Here is a 15,766-nt window from a genome sequence, read left to right as displayed (position 1 = left end):
AGTGCCCACAATTCGTCGTCAATGATCGGCGCTTGCATCCCCTCGGTCTCCGTTCTCTGGACGACTGAGGTTAACATCGCGCCGCGAAAGTTAACAGACCATCAAGGTTTTTTTTGAACTGGCCTCTAAGGGGATGGCTGAGCTGTATCGCATGCAGAAAGACGAGTTCGTCGTGGCGTTGCTTGCCGCCGGCGTGGTCGTGTTCGTCGATGTGATGCACGGCATCCTGGCGGCTGTCGTGCTGTCGCTGATTGCGCATGCGCGGCATAGCTACCGCCTGCGCACGCGTGTGCTCACGCGCGGCCCCGCAGACCGGTGGATCGCGCATCCGGTTACACCCAATCTGCTCGCGGCGCCCGGTATTGTCGTTTACCGGTTCGAAGCGGACATGTTCTATGCGAACGCCGGCCGCTTCACTGAGGAAGTGCTCAAAGTCGTCAACGAAGCGAGCCCAACACCGCGCTGGATTGTGGTCGATGCCACCGAGATGTACAACATCGATTACACGGCCGGCAAGACCTTGGTCCAACTCGGCGAGGAACTCGACAAGCGGGGCGTGGGTATCGCCGCCGTCGCGCTTGCCACAGGCGTGCGGCATCAGATCGAACGATACAAGGCACTGCGTGCGCACGGTGCGCATCGCGAGATCTTTGCTACGGTGGACGCGGCTGTAGTGGCCCTGCGTGATTTGTCGCCATCGCCTCAGCCATCGGCACCGGGACCCGAATCTCCTTCGGACACGAAGCCGGATTGAGGCAGGGGATGTGGGAAGTAAGGTGTGAGAAGGCCGCCTTGACGGTCAATTGAAAGGAGGGCGAGATGCTCAATACCGTTGCCGCGAAGCAAAACGAGCCTGCCGCGGAACACGTCGATTCGAAGACCGTGGCGGCACCAGGCGATCCGTCCACGATGTTTGCGGGCCGCGGGTCGCTCGCCATGAGAGTCGAGCAGGGCAAGGCGGCGCGAAAGACGATGCCGCGCGAGAGGCTTGCCGAGTGCAAGATCGAGGATCGGGATCCGCTCGCGCTGCTCGAAGCGTCCAACGTGGGGCGCGTGACGGAACTCATTCCCATCCGCTATGGGCGCATGGTGCAGAGTCCGTTCGCGTTCTATCGCGGCGCCGCGCCGCTCATGGCCTTCGACCTGTCGAAGCTGCCGCACTCCAGTGTGACCGTCCAACTCGGCGGCGATGCGCATCTGGCCAATTTCGGTCTGTTCGCGAGCCCGGAGCGGCGCATTCTCTTTGGGCCGAACGACTTCGACGAAACGCTGCCCGGGCCCTTCGACTGGGACGTTCGCCGGCTGGCGGCCTCGTTTGTGATCGCAGCGCGCGAGCGCGGCTTCGCGACACGAGATCAGCGCGGCGTCGTGCACCGCTTGTGCGAGACGTTCCGGCAACGAATGACCGAGTTCAGCCGCATGGACACGCTCGACGTCTGGTACTACCAGTTCCAGGCGGAGAGCATGCTGGCTATCGCCGATACGGACCAGGAACGAAAGAAGGAACGAGCCGTGATTGACGCGGCCCGGCTGCAGTCGTCGCGCTCCGTGATGAATCATTCGACCGAGACGGTCAACGGCAAGCTGCGCATCAAGGACGTGCCGCCGCTCGTGTATCACGTCCCGCTGGAAAGTCCGCACGACCAGAAGCAGTACGATTCGATGGTGCGGCGTTTCTTCGCCGACTACCGGCTGACGCTTCCCGACGACAGGCGCGCGCTCTTCGATCGATATGAACTGGTGGACGTGGCCATTCGCGTCGTGGGGATCGGCTCGGTCGGCACGCGTTGTTATGAGGCGCTTTTCATGGCCGACGGCGAGTGTCCGCTGTTTCTGCAATTGAAGGAGGCGCGGGCTTCGGCGCTGGAGGGTTATTTGCCGGCAAGCCACTATCCGAATCACGGCCAGCGCGTGGTGAACGGGCAGCGCCTGTTGCAGTCGGCGAGCGATATTTTCCTCGGCTGGTCGAAGATGCAGCATACGGGCAACGACTTCTACGTGCGGCAACTCCGCGACATGAAGGGCGCATTCGACTTCACGACGTTCGATGTCGAAGACCTCAGCGAATATGCGGCGTCCTGCGCCCACGCACTGGCGCATTCCATGGCGAAAGCGGGCGATCCGGCGCTGCTCGTGGGGTATGCCGGCAAGTCGGAGGCATTCGACGAAGCCATCGAGCGGTTCGCCCTCGCGTATGCCGATCAGAACGAGAAGGACTGGTCGGTGTTGAAGGCGGCAGTCAAGGCTGGACGTATTCAGGTTCAAACGTGATTCATGGGGCTGCTGCCGGTCACGTCGCAGCCACGAACGCCGCGCCGCCGCTCAGCCGAAGGTATCTTCCGCGTCATCGCCCGCGTAATGACCCGGAAGCACGAATTGAAAAGCGGTTCCGCCAGGCATGCTTGCGTCCGCCCACATGCGTCCGCGGTGGACTTCCACGATCGACCGGCAGATCGACAGCCCCATGCCCATGCCGCCGGACTTCGTGGTGTAGAACGGGTCGAAGATGCGCTCGATATTCGCGGATGCGATGCCAGGCCCCGAATCGCGCACCGTGATGCGCACGTCGCCCGAATCGTCCGGCGCGGTGCCAATCAGCAATTCCCGCGGCCCGGCACGGCTGCCTGTCATCGCTTCTACGGCGTTGAGTATCAGGTTGAGCATCACCTGCTGCAATTGAACGCGGTCTCCACGGACCAGCGGCAAGTTATCCGCCAATGCCAGTTCTACCTCGACTTCGTTCTTCGTCAGATCGCCCCGGATCAGTTCGACGACCTCGACGATGGCTTCGTTGATACGCAGAAGATCTTTGTGTTGGGGGGTCTTCGTGACGAGGTCGCGTATGCGAGAGAGAACATCGCCCGCCCGCATGGCATCGGCGACTACACGATCGAGCGCCTGTTGGGCCTCTTTCAGCTTGGGCGGCTCGGCGCGCAGCCACCGCATGGCGGCCTGCGCATTGACGGCCGACGCGGCAATCGGCTGCTTGATTTCGTGTGCAATCGAGGCGGTGAGTTGACCGACGGTCGCGAGCCGGTTCGCATGCGCGAGCGAAGCCTGCATCTCGCGATAGCGTTGTTCGGCCTCGCGTGTTTCGGTCTCGGCGCGCTTTCGCTCGGTCAGATCCAGCACGAATGCCACGCCCTGATCGGATTCTTCGCCGAAAGCGGCAAAGCCGATCAGGATCGGCACGCGTTGCCCATCCTTGCGGGTATATTCCTTTTCGAAGGGCTGCACGATCCCGGCAGTCTTCAGTTCGATGACGGTGCGCAAATCGCGCTCGCGCCACTCGGGTGCGCTCAGGCCATCCCGTTTGACCCGGCCGGCGACGATGTCGTCCCGGTCGTAGCCCACCATCCGCAGAAAGGCATCGTTGGCCTCGACGATCTGGCCGTCGAGTCGCCAAATGAAGATCCCGATGATATTGGCCTCGACGAGGCGCCGGATCTTCACCTCGCGTTCCGCCAGGTCGAGATACAGCCGGGAGTTTTCCAACGAAATGGCGGCTTGTGATGCCAGCAGTTTCAGCATGGCGATGCGCGCCGAGGTAAATACGTGCGACGCGAGATTGTTTTCGAGGTAAAGCACGCCGACCAGTTTGGCTCCGTTGATCAGCGGCAGGCAAAGCATCGACCTCGGGCGAAACCGGGTGATATAGGGATCGGCAGAGAACAGGTTCTGGACCGATGCATCGCCGAGGATCACACTTTCGCGAGTTCGCGCGACGTAGTGAACGACCGATTCCGGCAATGCAGTGCCGGTCCCTGGCCGCGCGACGACCCTGTCGCAGCCGGCGAGGGCTTCGGCCTCGACCCGCGGGTCATCGTCCCGCGGCGTGATCAGGAGACCGCGCCCGGCGCCCGCATACTCGATCGCATGACGCAATAGCGTATCGATCAGGCGCTCAGGAACCACTTCGCCAAACACTGCCTGCGAGACCTTGATGACGGCAGTCAGATCCAGATACTCCGCAGGCGCGCCGATCGTGATTGCCGGGCGCGCGTCCGATTCATCGTCCAGGAACTGCGGGAATAGCTCATCGAGTTGCTGCACCTTGGCGTCGGCGCCCCAGCGAAGATAGCCGCAACGCGCCTGGCGCATATGGAGGCGCGCGATGGCTTCGAACCCGCGCGCTGCGTAGAACCGTGCTGCCCGCTCGCAGGCGAGCGCCTCGTTGTGGACGAACCCGCTCTCGCGAGCCGAGCGTATCGCGAGTTCGTAAAGGCGCATGACTTCTTCGAGGTCCGCCCCTTCCAGACGGGCCATTTCCGCCGCCACCAACGCTCGTCGGTTCTCGAAATTCTCCGGACAATTTTCGGCCCACGCCTGTAGTTTTTGATGATCGATAGCCATCGCGTCCAGATGCTGTCTGCGCTGAAGCGGTGATCCGGCCTCGCAGATTGCAGCGCGCGAAAGGGCGTCGAAAAAATAGAATTCCACTATCTCAAGCGATCCTAAAAGTTTCGTCAGGACAGTTTGAGCCATCGATGAGGATTCGAGGGCGATCGCATAGTCGCCCGCAAGGAAGCGGGCCTGAAGCTTTCGAATCCAGTACCAGCATGCAACTGCCGCCAAAGCGGGTTTGCTCGAGAAATTCAGCTCGAACTGGCGTTCGTCAAACTGATCATCGTCGAACGATCCGAATTTCCGCGTTGATCCGCGAAGCGTCCTGGCAAGCTGGAGCTGTGGCGTGATGAGATCCGCGGCGAATCCGAACCGAACCGACCGCGCGAATTCGAGGCCATGTTCGGCGCCACGTTGCACCTCGACAAGCGGATCGCCAGCCAGTAGAAGATTCGTGTTGAGGTGGGCACAGCTGTACGCCGCATAAGTGTAGTCGCCGATCGTACACGCAACGTTGAAGGCGCGATGCTGAGGTTCGCGGGCCGTCCGGACAGGGTTCGTCCATGGCGCGACGAGACCGAACGTCTCATAGGTTCTTGCCTGAAAGCGCTTCATCGCGCGTTGTTCGACCAACTCATAGCCGAGCCGCGCGAACTGGAATCCGGCCGCATAGTCACCGAACTGGAAACCGGCTATCAGGCCAAGCCGTACGTAAGCGGCGCATGACGCATCGCAAATGCCCCGCTCGAGGCTAAGATTCACAGCTCGACAGATCACCAGAGAATAGAGATTGAGGTCGGTAAACAATGCAGCGGGAAAGACCTTGATCAGCACGTCGAGAACGGCAAGGCATGCAAGGTCGCTCATGACGGGGATGTCGATGAGCGTTTCGATCGTGCGGTCGCCCAGCGTTGACCAGATTCGCTCGTATTCCTCTCGCGCCTGCTCCGCTGTGGGATGAGGAGACCAGTCGACACCCTCATGTCGCAGAAAATCGAGGCCAACCGCGACAGTGCGATCACTCTGACCAAGCATGACGTAGACATCGGCTTGCTGGCTCGCAACCATCGCCCGTTCGACGGTATCTTCGGCTCGCGTTGACAATATCGCCAGGCGGCTTTCGGCGGACTTGAGGTCCCCCGTCAGCATTTCGCATTCGGCGCGGTGAAGGGCGAGGGAGAAGGCGAGTTGATGCTGGCACGCCCATCCGTCGTCCGTCAGGAACTCCGCGCCTGTCTTCAGGTAATTGAGCGCTGACGAGTAGGCCGCCGACATCATGGCGTGCTTGCCGGCAAGCAGGTTCAGCTGGGCAACCCGATGACGCTCCTCTGGCGTCACGATCAGTGCTTTCGCACGATCGAACTGGCTGACGATTTCGAAGACTGACTCCTCCCGTTGCGCCGGCGGAAGTCGGGCCGCGAGCAGCCGCCCGATTCGCAGGTGCATATCTGCCCGGCTGGTGGCCGGAATCAGGGAATAGGCTGCCTCGAGTATCCGGTCGTGAGCGAATCGGTAAGCGCCCTCCTGGCGGATGACCAACTGTTGACGGACCGCCTCCCACATATTGGCACCAACCGTTCGCTCCGAGGTCTCGCACACGGCAGCAAGCGTGGCGGCCTCGGCGATGTTGCCGAGGCATGCCAGCAACTGGAGGGGCTTCAGGGTTCTGGCCGGCAGGCGGCCCAGCTTCCCGACCATGAGTTCGACCACGTTGTCGGTGCAACCCCTGGCGTAGATCTGGCGAAGTTCCCACGACCAGTGCCCCTTCGCGTGGTTGAAGCTGAGCAATCCCTCATCGGCGAGCACCGTCAGGAACTGGAGTGCGAAGAACGGGTTGCCGCTCGTCTTTCCTTGTAGCAATCGCGCAAGCGGTGCTGCGCGTTCCGGTTCGCAGCGCACCGAATCGGCGATCAACTGCCCGAGCACGTCAGGCACGAGCGGTTCAAGCTTGATCTCATGCACGACTACCCCGGCCTCGCGGATTGCGGCGAGCTTGCGGGTGAGTGGATGCGTCGCAGCGACCTCGTTATCGCGGTAGCTACCGATCAACAAGAAGTGGTGCAAGTCCGATCGCGTCAGCAAAAATTCGAGCAGGTCGAGCGTCGCCGCGTCGAGCCACTGGAGATCGTCGAGAAATAGCACGAGCGGGTGCTCAGGTGTGGCGAAGACGCTAATGAAGCGCTTGAACACGAGCTGAAAGCGGCGTTGTGCATCTTCGGGAGGAAGCTCAGGAACCGGCGGCTGTTCGCCGACGACGGTCGCGAGCGCCGGCACCAGGTTCACGATCAAGGCGCCGCCTGGGTCTAGCGCTGCGTCCAGTGTGGCACGCCAGCGGCTCAAATCGGCTTCCCTGCTACCGAGGAGTGGCCCGAGCAGGCTTTGCAGGGCTTGCGCCAGCGTCGCATGGGGGACGTCCCGCTTGTACTGATCGCACTTCCCAGCGGCGAAAAGGCCTCGCGAAGGGCCCAGCTCCTTATGCAGTTCGTGAACGAGGGCCGACTTGCCGATGCCCGATTGACCGGTGACGAGCACCAGTTCCACGTTGCCGCCGCCGCTCACGCGATCAAACGCGCGGAGCAGCGTGTCGAGTTCGCGTGTCCGCCCATAGAGCTTCTCGGGAATCAAAAGCCGGTCGGGTGTGTCACGCGCGCCAAGCGGGAAATCGTCAATACGTCCCCCCGTTTCCCACTGTGCCAGGCAACAGCGCAAATCGTGCTCGACGCCGAACGCAGTCTGGTACCTGTCTTCGGCGCTCTTCTCGAGCAGTTTCATGACGATCGTCGAAACGGGGCCTGGTACCGACCGCTCGCGCTCCGCTGGAGGCACGGGCTGACGCGCGATATGGCAGTGCACCCATTCCATTGGATCGGACGCGCTGAACGGCAAGACGCCCGTCAACATCCTGTAATAGGTGACACCCAGGGCGTACAGGTCGCTGCGCGAATCGACCGACCGGTTCATTCGTCCAGTCTGCTCAGGAGCCATGTAGGCGAGGGTTCCCTCGATGAACTCCGGGCGCCTTGGCGTTTGCTGCTCCCGTGGGATCTGCGTTGCGATGCCGAAGCCCGTCAACCTTGCCGCGCCGGCCGCGCAGTTCACGACGATGTGGGCCTGCTTGATGTCCTTGTGAACGAGACCTCGCGCGTGAAGCTTGCCTAGCGCAGCGACAATTGCAATGGCGAGTCGAAGAAAGTTTTCCGTGTCGATTGGCGAGGCGAGCCGCTCGAGCGGCTCGCCGCCAGGATCCTCCAGCACGAGCGCAACGAGGCCATGTTCGCGCACCAGCAGGAGCGGCCGCACCGCCGCCGCTTCGTCGAGTTCGTTCGCCAGCGCGTACTCGTGCGCGAGGCGATCGACGACAGCTTGACTGGGATGGGCGTCCACAGGCCGCACGACCAGTACGGACTCGCGCATGCCATCCGCGCTGAGTCGCCATCCCCGATAGAACGCGCGCTCGCCATCTTCCCATACGAACTGAAAGGGATCGCTTGTATCGATATCAAATGAACTGAATGAAACACTCAACTCGCTCGCTCCCGTGTCGGGTGGTCTGTCCTCACTTGAACCGGAAGGGTCTATTCAGGCCGCGCCGTCTGTCCTGGGTTCCTATGATCATTGGGTTGCGGATCAAAGACGACCGGCGCGTCGTCGTCAGTCACGTCAGTCATGCTGCAATCGTACTCCCGGCGAAAGCGTTGCTTTCGGATTTAGAACCTTTACGGCCGCCCAGCAGGTTTAAATATCGCACAACTGATTGTTCAAGCGCTCGCCCGTAACGGCGCCCCACTTTGCGCGCGGCTCTGGCGTTGTTAAGCGACTAAGGAATTCATTGCCGCGCTGGAACCTGGTACCCGGCTCGGGCTTTCCTTCAGTTTTTCGGACTGCACTATACTTAAACATTGCTGTAGCGAGCATTTATTGGATAAGATCCGGGGCGTTAAAGCAAAATTTCTCTACCAGACGACACAAGCTCGAACACGGTAGGATCCCGGTGTCTGCCGATGTTGGTCGCTTTGGGGTGGCGCGGTATGGCATCCGGTTCGTTGTAGCGAACACACCAGGCAGCGTTCCCACATGGAGAAAGAGGATGAGCGCGATACCGGTTTCGACTTCGATCGCCGGGATGGGCGGGGGCGCAAAATCGGTGGTCTATGTCATCGACGACGATGAGTCGATGCGCATCGCGATGACGAACCTGCTGGATTCCTTCGGCCTGCATGTCGAGACTTTTGCCTCGCCCAGGGAATTTCTCGCGTTCCCCAAGGCCGACATACCTTCCTGCCTGATTCTCGACGTTAGATTGCGTGGCGAAAGCGGCCTTGCCTTCCAGCAGGAAGGCGCAAAGAGCGACCTGCGCATGCCGGTACTGTTCATGACCGGGTACGGCGATGTTCCAATGTCGGTCAGGGCAATGAAAGCTGGAGCGCTGGACTTTTTCACCAAGCCATTTCGTGAGCAGGACATGCTGGATGCCGTTGTCCAGGCACTGGCGCGCGACCATGAACGGCTCGTCGCGGAACAATCGGTGGCATCACTTCGCAACGCTTACGAATTACTTTCGTTGCGCGAGCGAGAAGTCATGGGTTACGTCATAGCGGGTTTGCTGAACAAGCAGATCGCCTCCGAGATGGACGTCAGGGAAGTGACGGTGAAGATCCATCGGGCGCAGGTGATGAAAAAGATGGCGGCACGCTCCGTGGCGGAGCTTGTCAGGATGGCAGCGGCCTTGGGGGTCGAGCCAGAAGCCTGAGCGACGGTCTCTTCGGCCCGGGGTGTGTTCTACATGGTAGATCTCTCTACTTATCGGTTGACCACGCTGAGGACCAGCGAGTACACGCTGCGCCGCGGCACTCGCGACGGGCTGAACCCTATTTTGCTCGTCACGCCGGCTGCATCAGGGCGTGCGGAGCTGGTTAAACGGCTAGAGCATGAATATTCGCTCGAACCCGAGCTCAGCTCCGACTGGGCGGCGCGGCCTATCGCGCTGTTGCACTTCGAAGGCAGTACGACGCTTGTGCTCGAGGACCCGGGCGGGGAGCCGCTTGATTGTCTCGTCGGTCATCCGTTGGACATTCCAAGCTTTCTACGTGTCGGGATCGCGCTCGCACAGGCGCTTGACCGCATGCATGAGCGCGGGCTGATGCACCTCGACATCAGGCCCGCGAACGTCGTTGTGGACATGGTCCGTGGCCACGCATGGCTGACCGGGTTCAGCATCGCTTTGCGGCATCCGCGTGAGCATCGGCTTCCTGACTGGCCCGAAATCATTGCTGGAACGCCCGCCTATATGGCACCCGAGCAGACGGGCCGGATGAACCGCTGCGTCGATTCCCGCAGCGATCTCTACGCGTTGGGCGTCACGCTGTATGAAATCCTGACCGGTGCGCTACCGTTCGCCACGAAGGATCCGATCGAATTGATCGATTGCCACGTCGCGCGCCAGCCCATTTCGCCCAGCGACGGTCCGACCGGGGCACCCCTGCAGATTTCGAGCGTGTTGATGAAGCTTCTGGCAAAGACTGCAGATGAGCGCTATCAAACGGCCGCTGGGGTGGCGGCCGACCTTGGAAAGTGCCTCGCAGCATGGGAGGCTGCCGCCCAGATCGAAACACTCGATTCTGGTCAGCGCGGCCCCGGTCTCGCGCTCGCTGCCCAGTTCGAAGAGCGGCACCCTGAATTGCGCGAGCGTGCGCCGGCCGCCTTGCTGCCGACAATCGAAGCTTCGACCGAGCAGATCGACCTTGGCACCGTCGTCAGAATGTCTCAAGCCATAGCCAGCGAGATCGTTAGCGACAAGCTGATCGAAACACTGATGGTGCTGGCCGTCGAGCACGCTGGAGCAGACTACGGGCTGCTGGTTTTCCCCTGGGAGGGGAAACTTCGCGTCGAAGCCGAAGCGAGTGTCGATCGCGGCGCCGTGCGGGTGCACATCGTGCCGGCGCCGGTCACGTCGTCGAAGGCGCCGGTATTCATCCTCAATCAGGTCGCGCGCAGCAAGCAGCCCGCGATTGTCGACGACGTGCGAACACTCGGCGCCCAGCCTGCCGACGCGTACTTCAGTCACAAACCCGTGCGCTCCATCCTGTGCCTGCCGCTGATCAAGCAGGCCGAGCTGATCGGCATGCTGTACCTCGAGAACAGTCTCGCCTCGCATGCTTTTCAGCCCGCCCGAATCGCGGTGCTGGAACTCCTTTCGTCGCAGGCGGCGATCTCGCTGGAAAACGCGCGTCTCTACGCCGAGCTGGTTCACGAAAACGCGGATAGATGCGATGCCGAAGAGGCGCTCAGAGCGAGCGAGGCATCGCTCAACGAGGCACAGAAGATAAGCCACACCGGCAGCTGGCGGTGGCGGCCCGAAACCGGCGATATTTCGTCTTCGGAAGAGCTGCGGCGCATCTTCGGGTTCGAAACGAAGGAGCAGGCGTCGTATGAGTCGTTCTTGGGGCGCATCCGTCCTGAAGAACGAACGTCGTTCGAGCGGGTGCTCGAAGGTGCCGTACGCGAAAGACGGCGATTCCGGCACGAGCATCACATCGAACTTCCGGGCGGAGCCGTCAGATATCTGCAGGTGGTGGGGCAGCCCGATATCACGGCATCTGGGGCACTGGAATTCATCGGCACCGTAATGGACATCACGGAGCGCAAGCGTGCGGAGGAGGCGCTCAGCGATGCGCAAACGGAACTCTCGCGCATCGCCCGCCTGACGATCATGGGCCAGTTGGTCGCTTCGATTGCCCACGAAATTAATCAGCCGCTGGGTGCGATCTCCGCTAACGGCACCGCATGCATGAACTGGCTCAACCGCGAGAATCCCGATCTCGATAGCATGCGCGGCGCGATGGCCCGCATCGTTCACGACGCACACCGCGCGAGCGACGTGATCCGCGGATTGCGCGCGCTCGTATCGAAGTCGGGGCCGCAACTGACGAAGGTGGACATCAACGACGCCATCGCGGACGTGCTGGCACTGATCCGGGTCGAACTGCAGGAGCAGGGCGTGGCGCTTCGCACCGATCTGGCGGCAGACATCGGTTTCGTATTCGGCGACCCGGTGCAACTGCAGCAGGTGCTGCTCAACCTGATCATGAACGGCATCGAAGCGATGGCCGCAGCGACTCCCGATCCGAAAGCGCTCACGATCACGTCTCAGGCTGCGGAAATGGGCGGTATCCGCGTTGCCGTTCAGGACACCGGCGCAGGGCTCGATCCGGCGACGTCCGACCGGCTGTTCGAGCCATTCTTTACGACGAAGCTAGTCGGTATGGGCATGGGACTCTCGATATGCAAGTCGATCGTCGAAGCCCATGGCGGCCATCTGTGGGCGAGGCCGAATGCGCCGCATGGCGCAGTCTTTCAGTTCGTGCTGCCGAACTGTGCCCCCTAGGGTCCGGTCACATTAATAACGGGTTCGTGCCGGCGCTTCGCCAGTCGTGGCGATGCGCCATACGACCCTTCATTTTCCCCTTCCTGCTTGTCCATTCGCAGCCGTTCGGCTTCGGCGGGACGCGATTGTCGAAATGCACAAAGACTCTCGTCGGATTCTCCAATGTATTGCGGTCGTGACATTGCTAGATTGAATTAACTTCTGCCTGAATACCCAGGCTGGGCGCCAGCATGGCGTGCGAGCGACAACGGGGTCCCTCGCGTTCGTGACGCCATGCATGGCGCATCTGACTATAAGGAACGTCTCAGTGACGAAGCAAATCAACCGTGTCGCGGTGATTGGCACGGGAGTGATCGGCGCGAGTTGGACCGCATTGTTTCTCGCGAAAGGACTCGACGTCGTCGCATTCGACCAGGGGCCGGACGCCGGGCAGCGCTTGAAGCAGTATGTCGACGCGGCGTGGCCGGCGCTCGAAGCGCTTGGTCTCGCGCCCCGAGCCTCGCGCTCCCGTCTCAGCTTCACGCGCGACTTGCCGGGCGCCGTGGCGGACGTTGGCTTCGTCCAGGAGAATGGTCCCGAACGAATCGACTCGAAGCGCGCGATATATGAAGGGCTGGACGTTCTCCTTCCACCGGACGTACCCATTGCTTCGAGTTCCTCCGGCCTCACGATGAGCGACATCCAGGCGGGCTGCAAGTCGTATCCACAACGCTGCGTGATCGGGCATCCGTTCAATCTTCCGCATCTCATTCCGCTCGTCGAGGTCGTCGCAGGCGAAGAGACGTCAGAGGAGACCGTCAACAAGGTCACGGCCTTCTATACCTCGCTTGGCAAGCGCACCATCCGTGTTCGCAAGGAGGTGCCGGGTCTTGTGGCGAACCGGCTACAGGCAGCGTTGTGGCGGGAGATGGTGCATCTCGTGGCGGAGGGCGTGGTGAGCGTGGCGGATGCCGATACCGCAGTGTGTCATGGCCCCGGACTGCGATGGGGATTGATGGGGCCGACCATGCTGTTTCATCTCGGCGGCGGAAAAGGCGGCATCGAAAATTTTCTCGATCAGTTCACCGGACCGATGACCGCGTGGTGGAAATCGCTGGGGTCGCCCGAACTGACGCCGAATATGCAGCAGGCGATCATCGACGGTGCGCGGCGCGAGGCAGCGGGCCAGTCTGTTGGCGACCTCACGGCGCAATGCGAGCGCATGCTGCTTGACCTGCTGAAACTGCGCCAGGGTGCGGACTCCGAGGCAAGCACCTCATGAAAAATGCGTGTGCCCGATAAGCGCTGTTTCCTCCGTTCGTTCGTGTTCTGCGCCGGCCCCTATACCAAAGGATGAGTCGGGCAAACAGCGAGTCAGGACCACCGACCCGTTCGTACAATAGATTTCTTCGCGTTGCCGGGCTACCTTGCAAGCGTGGACGGTACAGTTTCGCGGCTCGCTTTCGATGCCCCGCACTCTGGCGCCGGTTCGAGAACGAAGGTGCGACGCGAAGAGGCGGGAAATGTTCAGGCAAGCCGAAAATGACTTTGGATTCCTAATCCATGCAACTTCGGAGCACGTCGTGCGCGGTGGCGTCCAGCCGCCTGTGGGTCGCGCTCTGATGATCGCGACGCTTCTGATCTGCTGGTGGTCGCTGGTTGAGACGGCGCTGGACTTCGTCACGGGAAACGGCAACTCGGACTTCGCTTCCGCCATTGCCGCCAACCTTATCGTGGTTATCGCCGGACTCGCCGTGGTCATGAATGTCCGCTTTGCTCGCGAAATTTTCGCGTTTCTCTGCGGCGTGAGCATTCTGGCACTCGGCTCCAGGCTTCCGCTTGCGTTCGCCGATGCGATGTGGATCCCGCTGATCTCGCTGGTCGACTGCGGCGGCAAGCTCGTTTTTCTGGTTTTCGCCTGCGCACCGCCCCACGAGAATGGCATGCGGGCCACGTCGCTCTGACAGGTCAGGGGCGTCTGGAATGAGACTTACCGAGCGATTCGTACGGGCGTTGCTTGTGCTGGCAGTGTGCTGGGTTCTGGATATGTCGGCGCACGAACGACACCGAGGGTTCTATGAACGGTTGTTCAACGAGCAGTGCGACGCCCGCGACTATGTCGTCGAGATATATCGCACTGCATGGACACCAAAGGATAAGAAAGCAGCGGGCGACGAGGACGTATCACTACGGCTGCCGCTCGCGCGCGCGAACGACGATGACGCGTGCGATTCCCTGCAGGACGGCGCTGAATCGTCCATAACGAAAGCTGCGCAAGGAAGACATTGCACATCGCCGCTTGCGCGTGATTGGCCATGAGGAGAATCGTATGAATGAGTCGCAAGGTTCGGTGGATAACAGCAGTGCCGATGGGTCATCCGACGTTGCGGTGGCGGCACTGGTCACCGCGATCGAAGTATCCGTTCTCGACGGGACGCTCGACAGCCGGTGCGCCGCCAGCCTCATCTGCCGATTGAAAGAAGAAGCGACTCACATAATCGAGAGTGGCTATTCCACGCCTGCAGGCCGTTCAGAAATGGAACGCGCTTTTGGTGCCGCCGAGGCCGCGCTGCCAAGCCATGACGCGCACCGTTTCGTGGCGACTTATGTAGCCTTGCGAGCAGGGGTCGCTTTTTCACACGTTGGCGCGCAACTGCCAGGGGCGAAATCCGGTTGGCAGGCGGAGTGACAGATGCCACTCACCACGGGCGGAGATCCGAAGCGTCGAATTGGCGCCGCCGTGATAGCAACGATGTCCGTTTCAGGGTGCGCAAACTACTCGCCTTCGCTCAACGTGCTCGGCGCGTACTTTCCCGAATGGCTGTTTTGCATCGTCGCGGGCGTCGTGCTGACGGTCGTCATCTATCTGGTTCTGAAGCGCTTCGCGGCGGACCACCTGCTTGCGCCCGCTGCCGTGGTGTATCCCACGCTGGTCGCATTCCTGTCACTCGCCCTCTGGCTGGCGTTGTTCCAATATTGAATCCGCTTCAGGTGAGCTAATGGCGACAGGTGCGAGCAAGACCAGGAAGAAGGCATGGCCGGCGGTTCTCCTGGTCGTGGCGACGCTGTTGCTGCTCATTTTCGTGATCCGGCTGCTGGACCGCTCGCCTCGTACCGACGATGCCTATGTCTATGCGGATACGATCGATGTCGTGCCCGAGGTCAACGGCCGCATCGTCGAACTGGCGGTGCGCGACAACCAGGCGGTAAAGCAGGGGGATTTGCTGTTCCGCATCGATCCGCGTCCGTACGAGGATGCACTGGCTCGAGGCAAGGCATCGCTCGTCGCGCTCGATCGGCAGATCGAGTTGACCCAGCGCACAGTGAACGCGCAGCAGTACAACGCACAGTCGGTGCGTGCGGCGGTCGAACGCTCCCGTGCCGCGGCGAATCAGGCGTCGGACACCTTGCACAGGATGGAGCCGCTGCTCTCGCACGGCTATGTGTCGGCGGAAGATGTCGACCGCGCACGCACGGCGCAGCGCGCAACCGAGGCCGAACTCAGCGCCGCGCAGCTACAGGCCCACCAGGCGGCAGCGGCCGTGAGCGGAGTGGACGCGCTGGTCGCGCAGCGTGCCGTCATCATGGCCGAGATCGCGATTGCCGAACTGCACCTCGAATATGCAACGGTGCGCGCACCATTCGACGGACGCGTCGTCTCGCTGAAGACATCGACAGGGCAGTTCGCCTCCACACTCAAACCGGTCTTCACGTTGATCGACACGCGGCATTGGTATGTGGTCGCGAACTTTCGCGAGACCGAACTCAAGGGTGTGCGCGCAGGCACGCCCGCCACCGTCTACCTGATGAGCGACACGGGGCAGCGCTTTCACGGCGTAGTCGACTCGATCGGCTACGGCATCGCTTCGGAGGAGGCCGGCCTTGCCCTGCCAGGCGGTTTGCCGCACATCGAACGCACGCTGAACTGGGTGCACGTGTCGCAACGCTTCCCGGTGAAGATCCTCGTGGGCAATCCGAACCCGGAGCTTTTTCGCGTCGGCACGTCAGCCGTGGCCGTGTTGCGGCCTGGGCGCGGCAATCACGGCGAAGGCCATTGAG

Annotated in this window: 11 protein-coding genes; 10 read left to right on the top strand and 1 reads right to left on the bottom strand. The window is 61.6% G+C overall.

Translation table 11 applies throughout. From position 1 onward, the window contains the following. Positions 1 to 133 precede the first annotated feature (133 nt). Positions 134 to 754, top strand: coding sequence for an STAS domain-containing protein (locus AB4Y40_RS07485; protein ID WP_368687101.1), 621 nt, complete (start codon positions 134 to 136; stop codon positions 752 to 754). Between the two features lie 65 nt (positions 755 to 819). Continuing rightward, positions 820 to 2,271, top strand: a complete 1,452-nt coding sequence (locus AB4Y40_RS07480; protein WP_368687100.1) for a DUF2252 domain-containing protein — start codon at positions 820 to 822, stop codon at positions 2,269 to 2,271. 51 nt (positions 2,272 to 2,322) lie between these two features. Here AB4Y40_RS07480 and AB4Y40_RS07475 read toward each other — a convergent pair whose 3' ends face one another. Then, positions 2,323 to 7,869, bottom strand: coding sequence for an AAA family ATPase (locus tag AB4Y40_RS07475; protein WP_368687099.1), 5,547 nt, complete (start codon positions 7,867 to 7,869; stop codon positions 2,323 to 2,325). 562 nt (positions 7,870 to 8,431) lie between these two features. Here AB4Y40_RS07475 and AB4Y40_RS07470 point away from each other — a divergent pair. The 8 genes from AB4Y40_RS07470 (at position 8,432) to mdtN (ending at position 15,765) form a co-directional block, all read left to right on the top strand. Then, the gene (locus AB4Y40_RS07470; RefSeq protein WP_368687098.1) at positions 8,432 to 9,094 is read left to right on the top strand and encodes a response regulator transcription factor; all 663 of its coding nucleotides are present in this window, start codon (positions 8,432 to 8,434) and stop codon (positions 9,092 to 9,094) included. 33 nt (positions 9,095 to 9,127) lie between these two features. After that, positions 9,128 to 11,728 carry an ATP-binding protein gene (locus tag AB4Y40_RS07465; RefSeq protein ID WP_368687097.1) on the top strand — a complete coding sequence of 867 codons (2,601 nt, stop codon included), beginning with the start codon at positions 9,128 to 9,130 and terminating at the stop codon, positions 11,726 to 11,728. 307 nt (positions 11,729 to 12,035) lie between these two features. After that, complete coding sequence (locus AB4Y40_RS07460; protein ID WP_368687096.1) at positions 12,036 to 12,989, top strand: 3-hydroxyacyl-CoA dehydrogenase NAD-binding domain-containing protein; 954 nt, start codon at positions 12,036 to 12,038, stop codon at positions 12,987 to 12,989. Positions 12,990 to 13,230: 241 nt separating this feature from the next. Then, a complete protein-coding gene (locus AB4Y40_RS07455; protein ID WP_368687095.1) occupies positions 13,231 to 13,671 on the top strand; it encodes a hypothetical protein in 441 nt (146 codons plus the stop codon). 19 nt (positions 13,672 to 13,690) lie between these two features. Beyond that, complete coding sequence (locus AB4Y40_RS07450; protein WP_368687094.1) at positions 13,691 to 14,026, top strand: hypothetical protein; 336 nt, start codon at positions 13,691 to 13,693, stop codon at positions 14,024 to 14,026. Between the two features lie 10 nt (positions 14,027 to 14,036). After that, positions 14,037 to 14,396 (top strand): hypothetical protein, encoded by a 360-nt coding sequence (locus tag AB4Y40_RS07445; RefSeq protein WP_368687093.1) that lies wholly within the window; start codon positions 14,037 to 14,039, stop codon positions 14,394 to 14,396. A 3-nt stretch (positions 14,397 to 14,399) separates the two neighbouring features. After that, positions 14,400 to 14,687 (top strand): YtcA family lipoprotein, encoded by a 288-nt coding sequence (locus AB4Y40_RS07440; protein WP_368687092.1) that lies wholly within the window; start codon positions 14,400 to 14,402, stop codon positions 14,685 to 14,687. A 19-nt stretch (positions 14,688 to 14,706) separates the two neighbouring features. After that, entirely contained in the window at positions 14,707 to 15,765 is a 1,059-nt protein-coding gene (gene mdtN, locus AB4Y40_RS07435; RefSeq protein ID WP_368687091.1) for a multidrug transporter subunit MdtN, read from the top strand. The last annotated feature ends 1 nt before the right edge of the window (position 15,766 follow it).

It is taken from the genome of Paraburkholderia sp. EG287B (assembly GCF_040965595.1).
Classification (GTDB): domain Bacteria; phylum Pseudomonadota; class Gammaproteobacteria; order Burkholderiales; family Burkholderiaceae; genus Paraburkholderia.
The sequence above is the reverse complement of the archived record's forward strand: the minus strand, read 5'-3'. Positions and strand labels throughout refer to the sequence as shown.